The organism is Vibrio cincinnatiensis (genome assembly GCF_022113815.1).
In the GTDB taxonomy this organism is placed as follows: domain Bacteria; phylum Pseudomonadota; class Gammaproteobacteria; order Enterobacterales; family Vibrionaceae; genus Vibrio; species Vibrio cincinnatiensis_A.
Map to the genome: position 1 here is coordinate 47,748 of NZ_SGOM01000004.1, position 14,347 is coordinate 62,094.

The 14,347-nt window shown below is 43.5% G+C and carries 10 protein-coding genes; 4 read left to right on the forward strand and 6 right to left on the reverse strand.

Annotated features, from left to right (window positions below; all coding sequences use genetic code 11):
• Window positions 1-30: 30 nt before the first annotated feature.
• Both radA and fusA read left to right on the forward strand, forming a co-directional pair.
• Window positions 31-1,410: a DNA repair protein RadA gene (gene radA / locus EXA13_RS06665; RefSeq protein ID WP_238132488.1), complete on the forward strand. Its 1,380-nt coding sequence runs from the start codon at window positions 31-33 to the stop codon at window positions 1,408-1,410.
• Between the two features lie 226 nt (window positions 1,411-1,636).
• Window positions 1,637-3,724 carry an elongation factor G gene (fusA, locus tag EXA13_RS06670; protein WP_238132489.1) on the forward strand — a complete coding sequence of 696 codons (2,088 nt, stop codon included), beginning with the start codon at window positions 1,637-1,639 and terminating at the stop codon, window positions 3,722-3,724.
• Between the two features lie 149 nt (window positions 3,725-3,873).
• On the opposite strand, the gene EXA13_RS06675 is transcribed toward fusA, so the two are convergent.
• The 5 genes from EXA13_RS06675 to EXA13_RS06695 form a co-directional block, all read right to left on the reverse strand.
• Complete coding sequence (locus tag EXA13_RS06675) at window positions 3,874-5,559, reverse strand: AMP-binding protein (RefSeq protein WP_238132490.1); 1,686 nt, start codon at window positions 5,557-5,559, stop codon at window positions 3,874-3,876.
• A gap of 142 nt (window positions 5,560-5,701) precedes the next feature.
• Entirely contained in the window at window positions 5,702-6,844 is a 1,143-nt protein-coding gene (locus EXA13_RS06680; protein WP_238132491.1) for an HD-GYP domain-containing protein, read from the reverse strand.
• A gap of 130 nt (window positions 6,845-6,974) precedes the next feature.
• Entirely contained in the window at window positions 6,975-8,120 is a 1,146-nt protein-coding gene (gene chrA / locus EXA13_RS06685; protein WP_238132492.1) for a chromate efflux transporter, read from the reverse strand.
• Window positions 8,121-8,228: 108 nt separating this feature from the next.
• On the reverse strand, window positions 8,229-9,167 hold the full coding sequence (locus EXA13_RS06690) for a zinc transporter ZntB (RefSeq protein WP_238132493.1): 939 nt from the start codon (window positions 9,165-9,167) through the stop codon (window positions 8,229-8,231).
• A 71-nt stretch (window positions 9,168-9,238) separates the two neighbouring features.
• Window positions 9,239-10,690 carry a RimK family protein gene (locus EXA13_RS06695; RefSeq protein WP_238132494.1) on the reverse strand — a complete coding sequence of 484 codons (1,452 nt, stop codon included), beginning with the start codon at window positions 10,688-10,690 and terminating at the stop codon, window positions 9,239-9,241.
• 81 nt (window positions 10,691-10,771) lie between these two features.
• Here EXA13_RS06695 and EXA13_RS06700 point away from each other — a divergent pair, with 81 nt between their 5' ends.
• Both EXA13_RS06700 and EXA13_RS06705 read left to right on the forward strand, forming a co-directional pair.
• Window positions 10,772-11,860 carry a GNAT family N-acetyltransferase/peptidase C39 family protein gene (locus EXA13_RS06700; RefSeq protein WP_238132495.1) on the forward strand — a complete coding sequence of 363 codons (1,089 nt, stop codon included), beginning with the start codon at window positions 10,772-10,774 and terminating at the stop codon, window positions 11,858-11,860.
• 170 nt (window positions 11,861-12,030) lie between these two features.
• On the forward strand, window positions 12,031-13,215 hold the full coding sequence (locus EXA13_RS06705; protein WP_238132496.1) for an NnrS family protein: 1,185 nt from the start codon (window positions 12,031-12,033) through the stop codon (window positions 13,213-13,215).
• A 55-nt stretch (window positions 13,216-13,270) separates the two neighbouring features.
• Here the strand turns inward: EXA13_RS06705 and EXA13_RS06710 are convergent, their stop codons facing one another.
• Window positions 13,271-14,275, reverse strand: coding sequence for an adenosine deaminase (locus EXA13_RS06710; protein ID WP_238132497.1), 1,005 nt, complete (start codon window positions 14,273-14,275; stop codon window positions 13,271-13,273).
• Between the last annotated feature and the right edge of the window lie 72 nt (window positions 14,276-14,347).

Consider the following 14,347-nt stretch of genomic DNA (forward strand, 5'->3'; position numbering starts at 1 on the left):
GTTCACAGTTCAGATAAGTTTTGAGGATTCATGGCAAAAGCAAAACGTGCTTATGTATGTAACGAGTGTGGGGCCGACTTTCCCCGTTGGCAGGGGCAATGTAATGCGTGTGGGGCTTGGAATACCATTTCGGAAGTGCGCTTAGCCGCCTCTCCTCAGGTGGCTCGTCATGAGCGTCTTATGGGGTACGCTGGGAGCGCAACAGAAACCCAAGTGCAAACTCTTTCTGAGATCGATCTTCAGGAAGTTCCGCGCTTTAGTAGCGGCTTTAAAGAATTTGACCGAGTACTTGGCGGTGGGGTTGTTCCAGGAGCTGCGATTTTAATTGGAGGAAACCCTGGCGCAGGAAAGTCGACGTTATTACTGCAAACCATGTGTTTGCTTTCAGCTCAAATGCCGACCTTATATGTCACAGGAGAAGAGTCGTTACAACAAGTGGCGATGCGGGCTTCTCGGCTTGGGTTACCGAAAGATCATTTAAAAATGCTCTCGGAAACAAATGTGGACCGTGTCTGTCAGATTGCTGAAAAGGAACAGCCTCGTATCATGGTGATTGATTCGATTCAAGTGATGCATGTCGCAGATGTTCAATCTTCTCCTGGTAGCGTGGCCCAAGTTCGAGAATCAGCAACAGCCTTGACACGCTATGCGAAACAAAATAATGTCGCGGTGTTTATTGTTGGCCATGTGACCAAAGATGGTACCTTGGCTGGTCCAAAAGTGCTTGAGCATATTATCGATTGCTCAGTGCTTCTTGACGGTGGCGCAGATAGCCGTTTTCGAACATTACGGAGTCACAAAAATCGCTTTGGTGCAGTTAATGAGCTGGGCGTATTTGCTATGACAGGACAAGGTTTACGAGAAGTGAGTAATCCTTCTGCTATCTTTTTATCTCGTGGCGAAGAAGCGACTTCAGGAAGTTCTGTCATGGTCGTTTGGGAAGGAACTCGACCATTGCTGGTTGAAATTCAAGCCTTAGTTGATTACTCCCAATTGGCTAACCCGAGACGAGTTGCAGTCGGTTTAGAACAGAATCGCTTATCATTGTTACTGGCTGTGTTACACAAACACGGTGGGTTGCAAATGGCTGATCAGGACGTGTTTGTTAACGTAGTTGGTGGAGTCAAAGTAACCGAAACCAGTGCAGATTTAGCCTTACTGATGGCGTTACTCTCCAGCTTTCGTGATAAACCCTTACCAAAAGATGTAGTGGTATTTGGCGAAGTTGGATTAGCCGGTGAGATCCGTCCTGTTCCAAGTGGACAAGAGCGGCTCAATGAAGCTTTTAAACACGGCTTTACTAAAGCGATTGTTCCTATTGCTAATATGCCTAAAAATGGGATTGCAGGTATGCAGATACATGGAGTGAGAAAGTTATCGGAAGCGATCAATGCTTTTGATGAACTTTAAACCTACGTAGCAATATCAATAAGCTGGATTTTCCCAAGGGGAGCGTGTGATGGCGAAGTAAATTTTACCTATCTTTACTCGCGTCTTTCACCGCTATCACCTATATTTCATCAGCAATAGACAATCATTGACTATTTTTTTTCAGCAAGCGTAAGCAGGGCTATCAGTCTTGACAGATTGTGATATACTCTGCGCGCACTTTATACCTTATTAACAGAGTAAGACAATGACCGACTTATCAAAATACAGAAACATTGGTATTTTTGCTCACGTAGATGCGGGTAAAACTACCTCTACCGAGCGTATCCTAAAGCTAACTGGTAAAATCCATAAAATGGGTGACAGTCACGACGGTACGACCACCACTGACTTTATGGAACAGGAAGCTGAACGTGGTATTACTATCCAGTCGGCTGCGACTACTTGTTTCTGGAAAGATCACCGCCTAAACATCATCGATACTCCTGGACACGTAGACTTCACTATCGAAGTTTATCGTTCTCTAAAAGTTCTTGACGGTGGTATCGGTGTATTCTGTGGTTCTGGTGGTGTTGAACCTCAATCAGAAACCAACTGGCGTTATGCTGATGATTCACACGTATCACGTATTATCTTCGTAAACAAACTGGACCGTATGGGTGCAGATTTCTACCGCGTAGTAGAGCAAGTGAAGAATGTACTTGGTGCAACACCACTTGTGATGACTCTGCCAATCGGTATCGAAGAAGATTTCAAAGGCGTTGTAGATGTATTGAGCCAAAAAGCGTACATCTGGGACGAATCTGGCCTGCCAGAAAACTACGAAGTAACTGATATTCCAGCAGATATGGTGGAAAAAGCGGCTGAATACCGTGAAATGCTGATTGAAACCGCTGTTGAAATGGATGATGAACTCATGATGGCTTACATGGAAGGTGAAGAACCTTCTCTTGAAGACATCAAACGTTGTATCCGTAAAGGTACTCGTGACCTTGCATTCTTCCCAACTTACTGTGGTTCTGCATATAAAAACAAAGGTATGCAGCTTATTTTGGACGCGGTAGTGGATTACCTACCTTCTCCAACAGAAGTGGATGCTCAACCGCTAACTAACCCTGAAACTGGTGAGCCAACGGGTGAAGTTGCGACTGTTTCTGCTGATGAGCCACTACGTGCTCTTGCATTTAAGATCATGGATGACCGTTTCGGTGCCTTGACCTTTATCCGCATCTACTCTGGTAAGATGAAGAAAGGCGATACCATTCTTAACAGTGCAACAGGCAAAACTGAACGTATCGGCCGTATGGTTGAGATGCATGCTGACCAACGTAACGAAATCGATTCTGCTCAAGCGGGTGATATCATCGCCGTTGTCGGTATGAAGAACGTTCAAACAGGTCACACGCTATGTGATCCAAAACATGAATGTACTCTAGAGCCAATGATCTTCCCAGATCCAGTTATCTCTATCGCTGTTAAGCCTAAAGATAAAAACGGTTCAGAGAAAATGGGTATCGCGATTGGTAAAATGGTTGCAGAAGATCCATCATTCCAAGTTGAAACTGATGAAGATTCAGGCGAAACCATCCTAAAAGGTATGGGTGAACTTCACCTAGATATCAAAGTTGATATCCTAAAACGTACTTACGGCGTTGAGCTAGAAGTTGGTGCTCCTCAAGTTGCTTACCGTGAAACTATCACGAAAGCCGTTGAAGACAGCTACACTCACAAGAAACAGTCTGGTGGTTCTGGTCAGTTTGGTAAGATCGATTACCGTATCAAACCAGGTGAAGCAAACTCTGGCTTCAAGTTTGTATCAACCGTAGTGGGTGGTAACGTTCCTAAGGAATTCTGGCCAGCAATCGAAAAAGGTTTTGCAGGCATGATGCAAGAAGGTGTTCTTGCGGGCTTCCCAACCTTAGACGTTGAAGTTGAACTATTTGACGGTGGCTTCCACGCAGTGGACTCATCTGCAATCGCGTTTGAAATTGCAGCGAAAGGCGCATTCCGTCAATCTATGCCTAAAGCGGGCCCACAACTTCTTGAACCTATCATGAAAGTTGACGTGTTCACTCCTGACGATCACGTTGGTGATGTGATTGGTGACTTGAACCGTCGTCGCGGTATGATCAAAGACCAAGAAGCGGGTGTGACGGGTGTTCGTGTTAAAGCAGACGTTCCACTATCTGAAATGTTTGGTTATATCGGTACACTGCGTACAATGACATCTGGCCGTGGTCAGTTCTCTATGGAGTTCTCACACTACGCTGCATGTCCAGCTAACGTTGCTGAAGCTGTTATTGCTGACGTTAAAGCGAAAAAAGAGAAGAAGTAATTCTTTAATTTAGATGCTTAAAAAGCCCCACCAGTAAATACTGGTGGGGCTTTTTTCTTGGCCATGATTCTATGTTCTTTGATGAATGCTCTTGATTGACTTATCCTTATTGAGCGCAATCTTTACGGGATTTAATTCAATTTGAAGTCTTATTCTTCCCAGACGACCAACTGATCTTTGGGCCAGTTTTGCCCTACTTCATGATATTTTTGCTCTAATACATGCCGTTTGATTTTTAGGGTTGGTGTCAGAATGCCATTATCAATACTCCACGGTTCTTTAATCATCAATACCCCTTTAATTTGTTCATGTGATTCAAGTTGAGCATTCATTTTGTCGAGCACTTTTTTCGTGGTTCTTTCATAACGAGCTTTATCGAAATGAGGAAATTGATGTGGGACAACCAGCAAAATTGGAGCGGGTAAACCTAACCCGATAAGGCAGAGCATCTCTACCCGGCTGTATTCAAAGAGTTTATTTTCAATTGGAACAGGAGAAACAAATTTTCCTTTGGCGGTTTTAAACGTATCTTTAATTCGCCCCTGAATAGTCAGGTAACCATCGGCATCAATAGATCCTCTATCACCCGTATGCAACCAACCTTCGCTATCAAAGGCTTCTTTAGAAGCGGTTTCATTTTTGTAGTATCCCGAGAATACACCTTTACTGTGTACTAATATTTCCCCTTCATCGGTAATTTTTAGCCGAATTCCGGGGCCTGCATGACCGACGGTTCCGATTTTATCCGCTCTAAAAGGGCAATTGAGGGTACTGTAGGCAAAGGATTCTGTCATTCCCCAAGCTTCGGTAATATCCAGTCCAATACTGTGATACCACTCAAGTAATGCAGGTGAAACAGGTGCTGAGCCACAACCCAATATCCGTGCCTTATCTAAGCCTAGTCCATCGGCTAATTTATGTTTAATGAAACGGTTGATCAGCGGGATTTTAAGCAAAATATTGAGTTTCTTTTGTGGAAGTTTATCTTGAATACGTTGCTGAAAGAGCGTCCAAAGTCGAGGGACAGAGATAAAGAGGGTGGGACGCTGCATTTTGACATCTTCAATAAAGGTATCTAATGATTCAGGAAAAGCGGTGATAATTCCGGCTTGTATGGAGGTTCCAAAGACATAAACACGCTCCGTAATATGGGCCAAAGGTAGGTAGGAAAAGAGCCGGTCTTCCGGTTCAATACCAATTTGATGAATCAGTTGCTGCACAGACCAAGAAAAAGCCCCATAGGTTAGCATCGCCCCTTTAGGCTGTCCGGATGTGCCAGAGGTATATACTAAAGACATCAACTTATCATCAGTATGCAGTGGCCTATCTTCACTCGGCGAGTGTTGTGCAATTAATTCTTGGTATTGATATTGGCATTTGGGGGCAGATGGATAAGGTAATCCGATACTTATGAGTTCAGGCATGGCTTTCAGTACTTGTGTGGTTGCCTTGCTATCATCAAGTTTACCAGCGATTAATATTTTACTTTCACTGTGACTGACGCAGTACTCAATGGTATCTGCACCAGCGGTAGGGAAAATCGGAACACTGACATAATCACCGAGCATCATCGCGAGATCGCAGATAAACCATTCTGCGCAGTTTTTGGAGATGAGTGCTATTTTGTCGCCAGGTTCTGCGCCTAGAGAGCGTAATGCAGAAACTAGTCTTAAGGCGCTATCGGCGACTTGAGAAAAAGTGAATTCGACAAATTGGCGATTAATCATTTGCCGTAGGTACACTTCATTAGGACGCGTTTGTGCCCAAGTTAAGATCATTTCGTTAGGTGGTGGGAGAGCACAAGTTGTTTGGCTTAACTTGTTTGGCTGATTCATTCTCAAACTCCATGCTTAAGTTAATTGTTATATTTTTGTTAATTGATTATAAATGTAGCACAGGAGGTTGAGGGTGTTAGCGTAGTTAACTCACATTTATTACCGATTCTTTATGATGGAAAGAAAAAAACGTTACGACTTATTAATGAGAGAACCTATCTTGAGGGTCGACCTCTGGGTAGGTTTCAATCACACGTTTGAGATAATCTTGATGGTAGCGTAGAGCGTTAACGCAATGTTTATCCAGCTTACCTGCTACCACCATTTTTTCGAGTTCTAATAAAGCAAAAGGAATGGACCATGCTTGTTTATATGGACGATGGCTGGTCAAGGCGTCAAAAATATTGGCAACGGTAATAATTCGAGCCGAAACGGGGATGGATTCCTCTGTTAACCCATAGGGGTAGCCTGTACCATCAAGAAATTCATGATGGTAAGCCACAATCTCTTTAAGAACCGAAACGCTCGGGTGTTCAGGGGATCCGATGTCATCAATAATGTGGTTGATAATCTCAATGCCTTTCTCCACATGTTGGTTGAGTTGTTCTCTCTCTTCATCAGCCAATGAACAAGGTTTATTTAGCACTTGGCAAGGTATCGACAGTTTACCGATGTCATGGCATTTGGAAAATTGGCTAATATGTTCAATTAACTCATCATCTAATTGATAAATAGCCGCCACTTCTAAGGCTATGACTCGCGCAAAACGACTGATCCGTTCTTTATGTTCTCTGGATTCTTGCCAATGTTCGGTGGATTTTTCATTCATTTCGGTTGCTGCGTTGAGCAGTGAGTGGACCAAATCATATTCAGAGCTAACCACAAAACGAAGGATATCGATGAAAGGTTTAAGCTCTGCATATTTTTGAGGATGAAAAGCCTGTTTTTCACAAGAGTTAAGAAAAATAAAGCCAATAAAGGTTTGTTCGTGATAAACCGGCAAAGCTAAAGAGGAGTGAAAACCTTGTGCAATTAACCAGCGACTATGTGGTGAGTCTGAATTTAATTCACGTGGGATATCATGAAGGTAACGCGCTTGTCCTGATTTGACACACGCTTGCAGAGAGGGTAAATCGCTAAGAGGGTAGGAGTAATGTGACAGTTCAAAGCCGTGGTAGGTACTATCGGCATAGGTTTTTAGCTGATCGTTTTCGGCATCGTATAAGGCAAAAGAGAGTCGGGCAATGGTGGGATCATGAGTGAGGATCCGCTGATGAATGTGGGACAATTGAGTATTTAACGTTCCTGCAATAGCAAAGAAGCTATGTTGTTCTTTATTATCCATCTTCAAGCTTTCCTTTTTCTTGCTGTTCTGGCTTTTTCCTATGCCACCCTGTTTATCATTCAACCAGCTTTAGTTTAGGTGACAAAACCTGAACTAACCGATTTATAGAGCACAAATTCACTTCTTTTTACTAAATAAATGCCAATCCTAATCCGCAGAGAAGGTAAAACATTACTAGGCCAAGAATCGGCCATCGAGCAACTTTTAATAGCCCATAACCAATGAGTAGCAAAGCGACATCTAGTGATGTTAAGACTGAGCTGATAAAAACAGGTTGATAAAGAGCGGCTAGTAATAGCCCGACAACCGCGGCGTTAACGCCGTTCAGGGCTCCAGAAATGAAGGGGTGGTGAGATAAGGTTTGCCAGTTTCTTAATACTGAGAGTAAGAGTAAAAATCCAGGTAGAAAAATGGCCGTTGTTGCAACCAACGCCCCAAAAATTGGGGTGCTAGGTAATAAATGGACGCCTAAATAGGTGGCGAGAGTGAACATCGGCCCCGGTACGGCTTGAGCGGCTGCGTATCCGGTTAAAAAAGTATCGGTTGTGATCTGTTCGGTTAGTAAACTTTGCAATAAAGGCATCACTACATGGCCACCACCAAACACTAAGCTGCCTGCGTGAAAAAAGGTTTCAAACAGCATCAGGCTTGGTTGCCCATTGGTTAGCCAAGGAAGCCCTAGGAATAAAGTGGCGAAGAGAATAAGAGGCCACCAGTTAGGTCGAAATCGAGGCTTATCTGATAACGTGTGTGGCTGTTTTAGCCAGAGCATTCCCGCGATTGCGGCCAGTATCAGTACACTCATTTGGGAGAGCATACCGGGTAAGAGTAATAGAATGACAGCACTAAGCAAACAAAGGTAGTGGGTTACTTTGTTGCGACAAAAGTTTTGATGCATCCCCCAGGTTGCATCTGCCACGACTAGTACGGCCAATAATTTTAAACCGTGAATTAGGTGTTCAAAAACTGGTTGATCAAGTAACTGGTGGCTAATACTTCCTAACAAAACCATTAAGCCCATGGAAGGTAAGGTAAAACCGAGAAAAGCAAGGCAAGCTCCTAGAAGCCCTGCACGCTGATAACCAATCGCAAAGCCGACTTGGCTTGAGCCTGGCCCGGGTAAAAACTGACTTAGAGCCACCAGTTGTGCGTATTGATCATCGGTTAGCCATTGACGCTGAGTTACAAACGTTTGACGAAAATAACCAATGTGAGCGGTGGGGCCACCAAAGCTGATCCAGCCTAAAATAAAAAAGGTTTTAAATATTTCCCACATCTGTCATTCCTTTTGTGTTGGGAGAATCTCTGCTTGGCTCATTTGGCGGGGAAAAGGTGCTGGATAAGGCTTCCATAATGCCAAATAGACATAAAACACAGTGCTCGGTTACTGATTAGTCAGAAAGCGTAATCGATGTAAAATCCAAAATTCTAATGCAAAAATAGCCACTAAGCTGGCGCAAAATAAAGCAAAAGCGATGGGTGATTCAGTTCCTGGAATCCCCCCAACATTGACGCCCAGTAAGCCAGTTAAAAAGCTGGTTGGTAAAAAAATGGCGGCAATGACAGAAAAAAGATAGGTATTTTGGTTCATTTTTTCTGCGTGATATTGGCGAAGTTCTCCTTTAATGATTTCTAGCTCACTTAAGAAAAAGTCTAGCGTTTCGTTAATGCGAATAATGGTATTGACACTGTGGCGTAAACGCAGTTGTTTACTTGTCGCGAGTAAATTAACCGAGGATTGATAATCATCGATCGCGTATTGTTGTGGTTTGATAAAGCGTTTGATTTTGAGTAAAGCTTTATGAGTTTGAATAAGGGGATCACTGAGTTCCGTTTCATCATCAAATAAGGTGATCTTCTCTTCTACTGAATCCAGGTAATCATCAATATTTTTATTGAGCCCATCAATAATAGAAAGGACGACATCCGAGAGAGTTTTGGGGCCTTGGCCTTGAGTTAATAAGTCTCGTATTGCCGTAATAGTTTTTGATGGGATCTTTCTGCTGGTGATTAACGCTCCTTGATAATAGAGAATCCGAACACTGAGCATATCAGAAGGATCTGCATGTTCATTAAGGTTGACTCCTCGCAAAATAAGCAGAAAATTTTGTTCATCATATTGCTCAAATAATGGGCGAGTGTCTTCTGCTAGTAAACTATCGACAATAGAAGATGGAATGGTATTGTCTATTAACCACTCTCGCAGACCAGTTTTGTCTCGTTGGCAATGATACCAGTGGTGTGCTTCAATTCTTTGGGTGGTTTCGAGTGCGTGTGAAATGGGTTGATCGGAAAATTCCCAGTGATCAATAAGATAATCCATATAATCCCTTGTGATAAAAGAAACCCAAGTACTTTTATAAAGGAGTACTTGGGTGGGAGTCAAACTCGGTTTTAAAAGCCACGCATCTGAATACGACGTAAAAATTCGGTCATGATTCGGTCATACAGTAAATCCCCCAGAAAGGCATCTTCTACGTGGTGATCAATACTTGGGTTATCGTTAACTTCAATCACATACACTTGTCCATCAATCTCTTTGAGATCGACGCCATACAATCCACTGCCGATCAAGTTTGCCGCCTTTACTGCCACATCTACGACAGCTTTGGGCACTTGTTTTAGATCCAACGTTTCAAAGCCACCGGAAGAGACGCGACCACTGCTATGGTGTTGATAGATTTGCCAGTGACCACGGCTCATCATGTATTTACAGGCATAAATAGCTTGGCGGTTCATGACGCCTATTCGCCAGTCAAAATCGGTGGGCATAAAGGCTTGTGCTAAAATTAACGCACTTTTGTTAAATAATTCTGTGGCTTCTTTTTCTAGCTCTTGCTCATTGCGTACTTTGACGACACCTCGTGAGAAGGCACCATCAGGAATTTTTAGTACCATGGGGAAATCTAGTTGCCCCATGAGGTAGCTTTTCCAGTTTTCATCAAAACCTTGCACGATGACACTTTTCGGCGCAGGCACGTTATTGCGTTGCAATAACTCGGTTAGAAAAACCTTGTTCGTACACTTCATGATGGACTCTGAATCATCCATCACAATCAGTCCCATTTTTTCTGCAGTTTTGGCAAAGCGATAGGTGTAGTTGCTGATATTGGTTGTTGCACGAATAAACAAACCATCAAACTCGCCAAGGCGGGAGAGATCATCAGGAGAAATGAGTTCCAAGTTCATCCCTAGCCGATTAGCGGCCCGACGGAAACGTTTAAGAGCGGAGGCATCGGAGGGAGGCATCTTTTCCTCCTCATCCACCAGCATGGCGATATCGTAACGGTATTTCTTTTCTTGTTTGGGTTTGCGCCAAATTTTGCTAGAAAACAGTTCCAGTGATTCAATAAAAAAATCTTGTTCGCTATCTTGCAAGTCTTGAAAAGGAAAGGGGGCAATCTTATGGATTTGCCACTGATCGTGAATTTTATTCATTTCCAGTTCAATGACGGGCACCATAAATTGTTCAAACAAACGCTGAGCCAGCTTTTCTAACCCTTTTTCTGGTGTGCGACCAAAATAGATTTTACAGTGAATGGCCTCGATGTTCTTACACAGCTTATTGAGTTTGACTAACCCTGATGAAAGTAAAAATGGTTGGTTAATATCATTAATAGCCATGACTCTCGGGATCACACGATGCCCCCGAGCTTCTGCTAATAGAGAACAGTAATAGCCTGTACTCATATAATCATAATCGCGACAGAGATTAACCACTTGTACGCTGCGCTGGGTCGATTTCCATTCTGCATCTAGATATTGGTCAACACTGACGACTTGCTCTGAAGGGAAATATTGCTGCCAATCACTGGCTTGATCGGTCACGATTAAAAGGTTTGCCATCGCTATATTCTTCCTAAATCAATAGGTCTATGATTGAAACACAATCTTACCAACCACTTTTTCATCCAGTAAGGACGTCGTATGGACTTTCGTCTTGCGAAAAGTGCTGATCTCGCTGCGCTTAATGCGTTAGAACAACAGCTGTTTGATGGAGACAAAATCTCTCCACGTCAAATGAAGCGTTTTTTACATTCCAGCCATTCGGTGATTTTTGTTGCCGATTCCGGTGACGAACTGGCTGGTTATGCTTTGCTACTATTTCATCAAGGTACACAGCTCTCAAGGTTGTATTCGATTGCCGTTAAACCTGACTTCAGAGGCCGGAGGATTGCTCAAACATTGGTTGAGCAATGCGAGCGAGCCGCTCTTGATCAAGGCTTCACTACATTACGGCTAGAAGTCCGTGAAGACAATATAGCAGCAATAAAATTGTATGAAAGAATGGGCTACCAAACCTTGAAATGTTTGATCCACTATTACGATGATTTATGTGATGGCCGTCGAATGCAAAAGCGTTTGACTCCACATGGGCCGAAAGTGTTATTGCCTATGCCGCTTTATGTACAAACCACGCCCTTTACTTGTGGAGCGGCTTGCCTATTAATGAGTTTTGCTTGTTTGGATACTCACTTTGAGCCGAGCCGTACCCAAGAGCTGCAATTATGGCGAGAAGCCACGACGATTTTTATGGCGGCTGGGCATGGGGGATGCAGTGGACAAGGATTGGCTCTGGCTGCGGCTAAGCGTGGCTTTCATGTTGAATTATGGAATCAATCACAAGGCACCCCTTTTATTGACAGTGTTCGTGATGCGAATAAAAAAACGGTGATTGAGTTAGTCCACCAAGATTTTTGCCAGCAACTGAATGAGCAAGCGGTTGCAATTATCGATGCGCCACCGAGTCAGTTGCAGCTTGAAACTTGGGTAAATCAAGGTGCATGTGTGTTATTGCTGATCAGTACTTATCGTTTTGATGGAAAAAAGGAACCACACTGGATTGTTCTTAGCGGTATGAGTGAGAAATTTTTCTTCTTCCACGATCCTCATGCTGAATCTGAGCAACATGCTATGGCATCGGCTTATGTTCCGGTGGGGAAAAAAGCGTTATCACAGATCATTGGTTTTGGTAAGCAAAAGCAAATCGCCTGCGTTGTGATTAATCGCGCTTGAGTTTATTTGATTTTATGGAGTCTAAATGACCTGTTTTAAATGGGTCGTTTAGACTTTTTTATTGAGTTTTGTTTTTTTAACTTTTTGTTTTTAATTGTATTTAATACTGGCGCGATTTATGCGTAGTGTTACGCATGAGAGTGTAGACGATTACGTCATGAGGAGCCACCGTGTTAAATATTGTCGATAAACGTATCGAAGAAAAGATTCCTGCCGTACTTCGGTTAGGGTTTCGTCCTTTCTTTTTGCTAGGAAGCATATACGCCATCATTGCTATTGGTTTGTGGGTGTGGATGTTTCAAACGGGCCAGCCGACAGGGTTAGCGGTTCCCGCTCTTTGGTGGCATGTGCATGAAATGCTGTTTGGCTTTGCAATGGCGATTGTTGTGGGGTTTTTATTGACCGCGGTACAAAACTGGACGGGAATTCCCGGCACAAAGCGATATCGATTAGCTCTGCTGGTGGCCTTGTGGTTAGCCGTTCGTGTTCTCTTTTGGACTCCCGCGCCTTTATGGTTAACGTCAAGTATTGAGGCGATATTTTTGGCCTTAACGGCCTACGAAATTGGCATTCGAGTGGTAAAAGCGAAGGGGTGGCGTAATATTTTCTTTATCCCTCTTTTTTTACTGGCAATCGCTGCCAATTTTGCCAGCTATGCAACGATTAAAGGAATGCCTCCTTTTTCCTCTTCTGCGGTATGGCTGGCGATGTTATGGTGGTTTACACTCTTGCTTTCCATCATGGGGGGGCGAGTGATCCCTTTCTTTACCGCTCGTCGTTTTCAATTTTCGAAACCTGAAGCCAATCAATGGCTGGATCTTTTGGCTAATGCTCCGTTAGTGGTGCTGTTTATTCTTAGCTTCTTCCCGTTAAGCATGGCTCAGTTTGGCCAGCCGACTATGGTGTTTGCTGGTTTGGCTCAGTTGGTTCGCTGTTTACGTTGGAAACCATGGCGAACTTACCAAGAACCTTTAGTTTGGTCGTTGCACTTGTTCTATTTTTGCATTCCATTGAGTCTGTTACTGCGTGGTTTACTCGATAACGCATTCATTACCCATAACTTAATCCACCTATTTGCGATAGGAGCTTTAGCGGGATTAATTTTAACGATGATTGCACGGGTCACCATGGGGCACACAGGGCGGGCGATTTATCAAGGTCCTCGTATGTCGTTGGCCTTTATCGCACTGTTGCTGTCGGCTTGTATACGCGCGTTGGGTGTTGCTATTTGGCCGGTACAAATGATGTTATGGGTGAATATCAGTGCTGTTTTATGGATGGGGGCTTTTGCTCTGTTTGTCATTAAATTTGCAGGGATGTTACTTACGCCTCGCGTCGATGGCCATCCGGGATAATCGAAAAGACAGCCTCCCCCTCCGGATGAGGGAGGCATTTCAACCACAGATTCAATTAATGTTGAGCCATAAAATCCGTCACTTGTTGTGTTAGACGCTGTTTTTCCTCATCACTGATAAAGCTGGCTTCAATCGCGTTGAGGGTAAATTGTGCTAATTCGGCTTTAGTCATAGGGTGAGCGTCCGCTACCGCAAGGAAGTTATCTGTCATGTAGCCACCAAAGTAGGCGGGGTCATCAGAATTAATGGTTACACAGAGCCCTTGTCGTAATAATTCCACCACATTATGTTGAGACATTTCTTGAAAAACGTTGAGTTTTAGATTGGACAATGGACAAACCGTCAACGGCATTCGTGTCTTAATTAATTGTTCTACTAATCCAGCGTCTTCGACACAGCGTACTCCGTGATCAACCCGTTGAACCTGTAATAACTCCATCGCATGACGGATATTTTGTGCTGGGCCTTCTTCTCCAGCGTGGGCTACGGTCAGAAAACCTGCCTCACGAGCTTTGGCAAACACGCGCATAAATTTCTCGGGTGGGTTACCTTGCTCGGACGAGTCTAGCCCGACACCAATAATTTTATCTCGATATGGTAAAGCTTGTTCTAGGGTTAGTAATGCCTCTTCTTCGCTGAGATGGCGTAAAAAGCACAGGATCAGTTGGCTGGATATGCCTAATTGATGTTTTGCTTGTTCCAGTGCTCGGCTAATGCCGTTGATGACGGTATCAAAGGCAATTCCACGGGCGGTATGTGTTTGAGGGTCAAAGAAAATTTCCGTGTGTATGACATTGTCTTGTTGGCAACGCAATAGATAAGCCCACGCTAAATCAAAAAAATCTTGCTCGTGGATTAAGACATTCGCCCCTTGATAGTAGATATCTAAAAAGTCTTGTAAGTTTGAAAACTGATAAGCCTCACGCACTTGTTGAGGGGATCGGAAAGGTATTTCGATTTGGTTACGTTGCGCCAGTTCAAACATTAATTCTGGCTCCAATGAGCCTTCGATATGCAGATGGAGTTCGACTTTAGGCAGTTGCTGAATAAATGGTTTCATGGTTCCCTCTTAATCAAAAAGTTGCGATTAAGCGCTATTCATCTGAGGTATGACGGTCATACAAAGAGAAAA

What these genes read in the sequence shown, in the direction of transcription:
- EXA13_RS06680 (WP_238132491.1), bottom strand. Translation starts at nt 6,844, where the DNA reads ATGGATAATAAAGAACAACATAGCTTCTTTGCTATTGCAGGAACGTTA.
- EXA13_RS06710 (WP_238132497.1), bottom strand. Translation starts at nt 14,275, where the DNA reads ATGAAACCATTTATTCAGCAACTGCCTAAAGTCGAACTCCATCTGCAT.
- radA (WP_238132488.1), top strand. Translation starts at nt 31, where the DNA reads ATGGCAAAAGCAAAACGTGCTTATGTATGTAACGAGTGTGGGGCCGAC.
- EXA13_RS06700 (WP_238132495.1), top strand. Translation starts at nt 10,772, where the DNA reads ATGGACTTTCGTCTTGCGAAAAGTGCTGATCTCGCTGCGCTTAATGCG.
- fusA (WP_238132489.1), top strand. Translation starts at nt 1,637, where the DNA reads ATGACCGACTTATCAAAATACAGAAACATTGGTATTTTTGCTCACGTA.
- EXA13_RS06675 (WP_238132490.1), bottom strand. Translation starts at nt 5,559, where the DNA reads ATGAATCAGCCAAACAAGTTAAGCCAAACAACTTGTGCTCTCCCACCA.
- EXA13_RS06695 (WP_238132494.1), bottom strand. Translation starts at nt 10,690, where the DNA reads ATGGCAAACCTTTTAATCGTGACCGATCAAGCCAGTGATTGGCAGCAA.
- chrA (WP_238132492.1), bottom strand. Translation starts at nt 8,120, where the DNA reads ATGTGGGAAATATTTAAAACCTTTTTTATTTTAGGCTGGATCAGCTTT.
- EXA13_RS06690 (WP_238132493.1), bottom strand. Translation starts at nt 9,167, where the DNA reads ATGGATTATCTTATTGATCACTGGGAATTTTCCGATCAACCCATTTCA.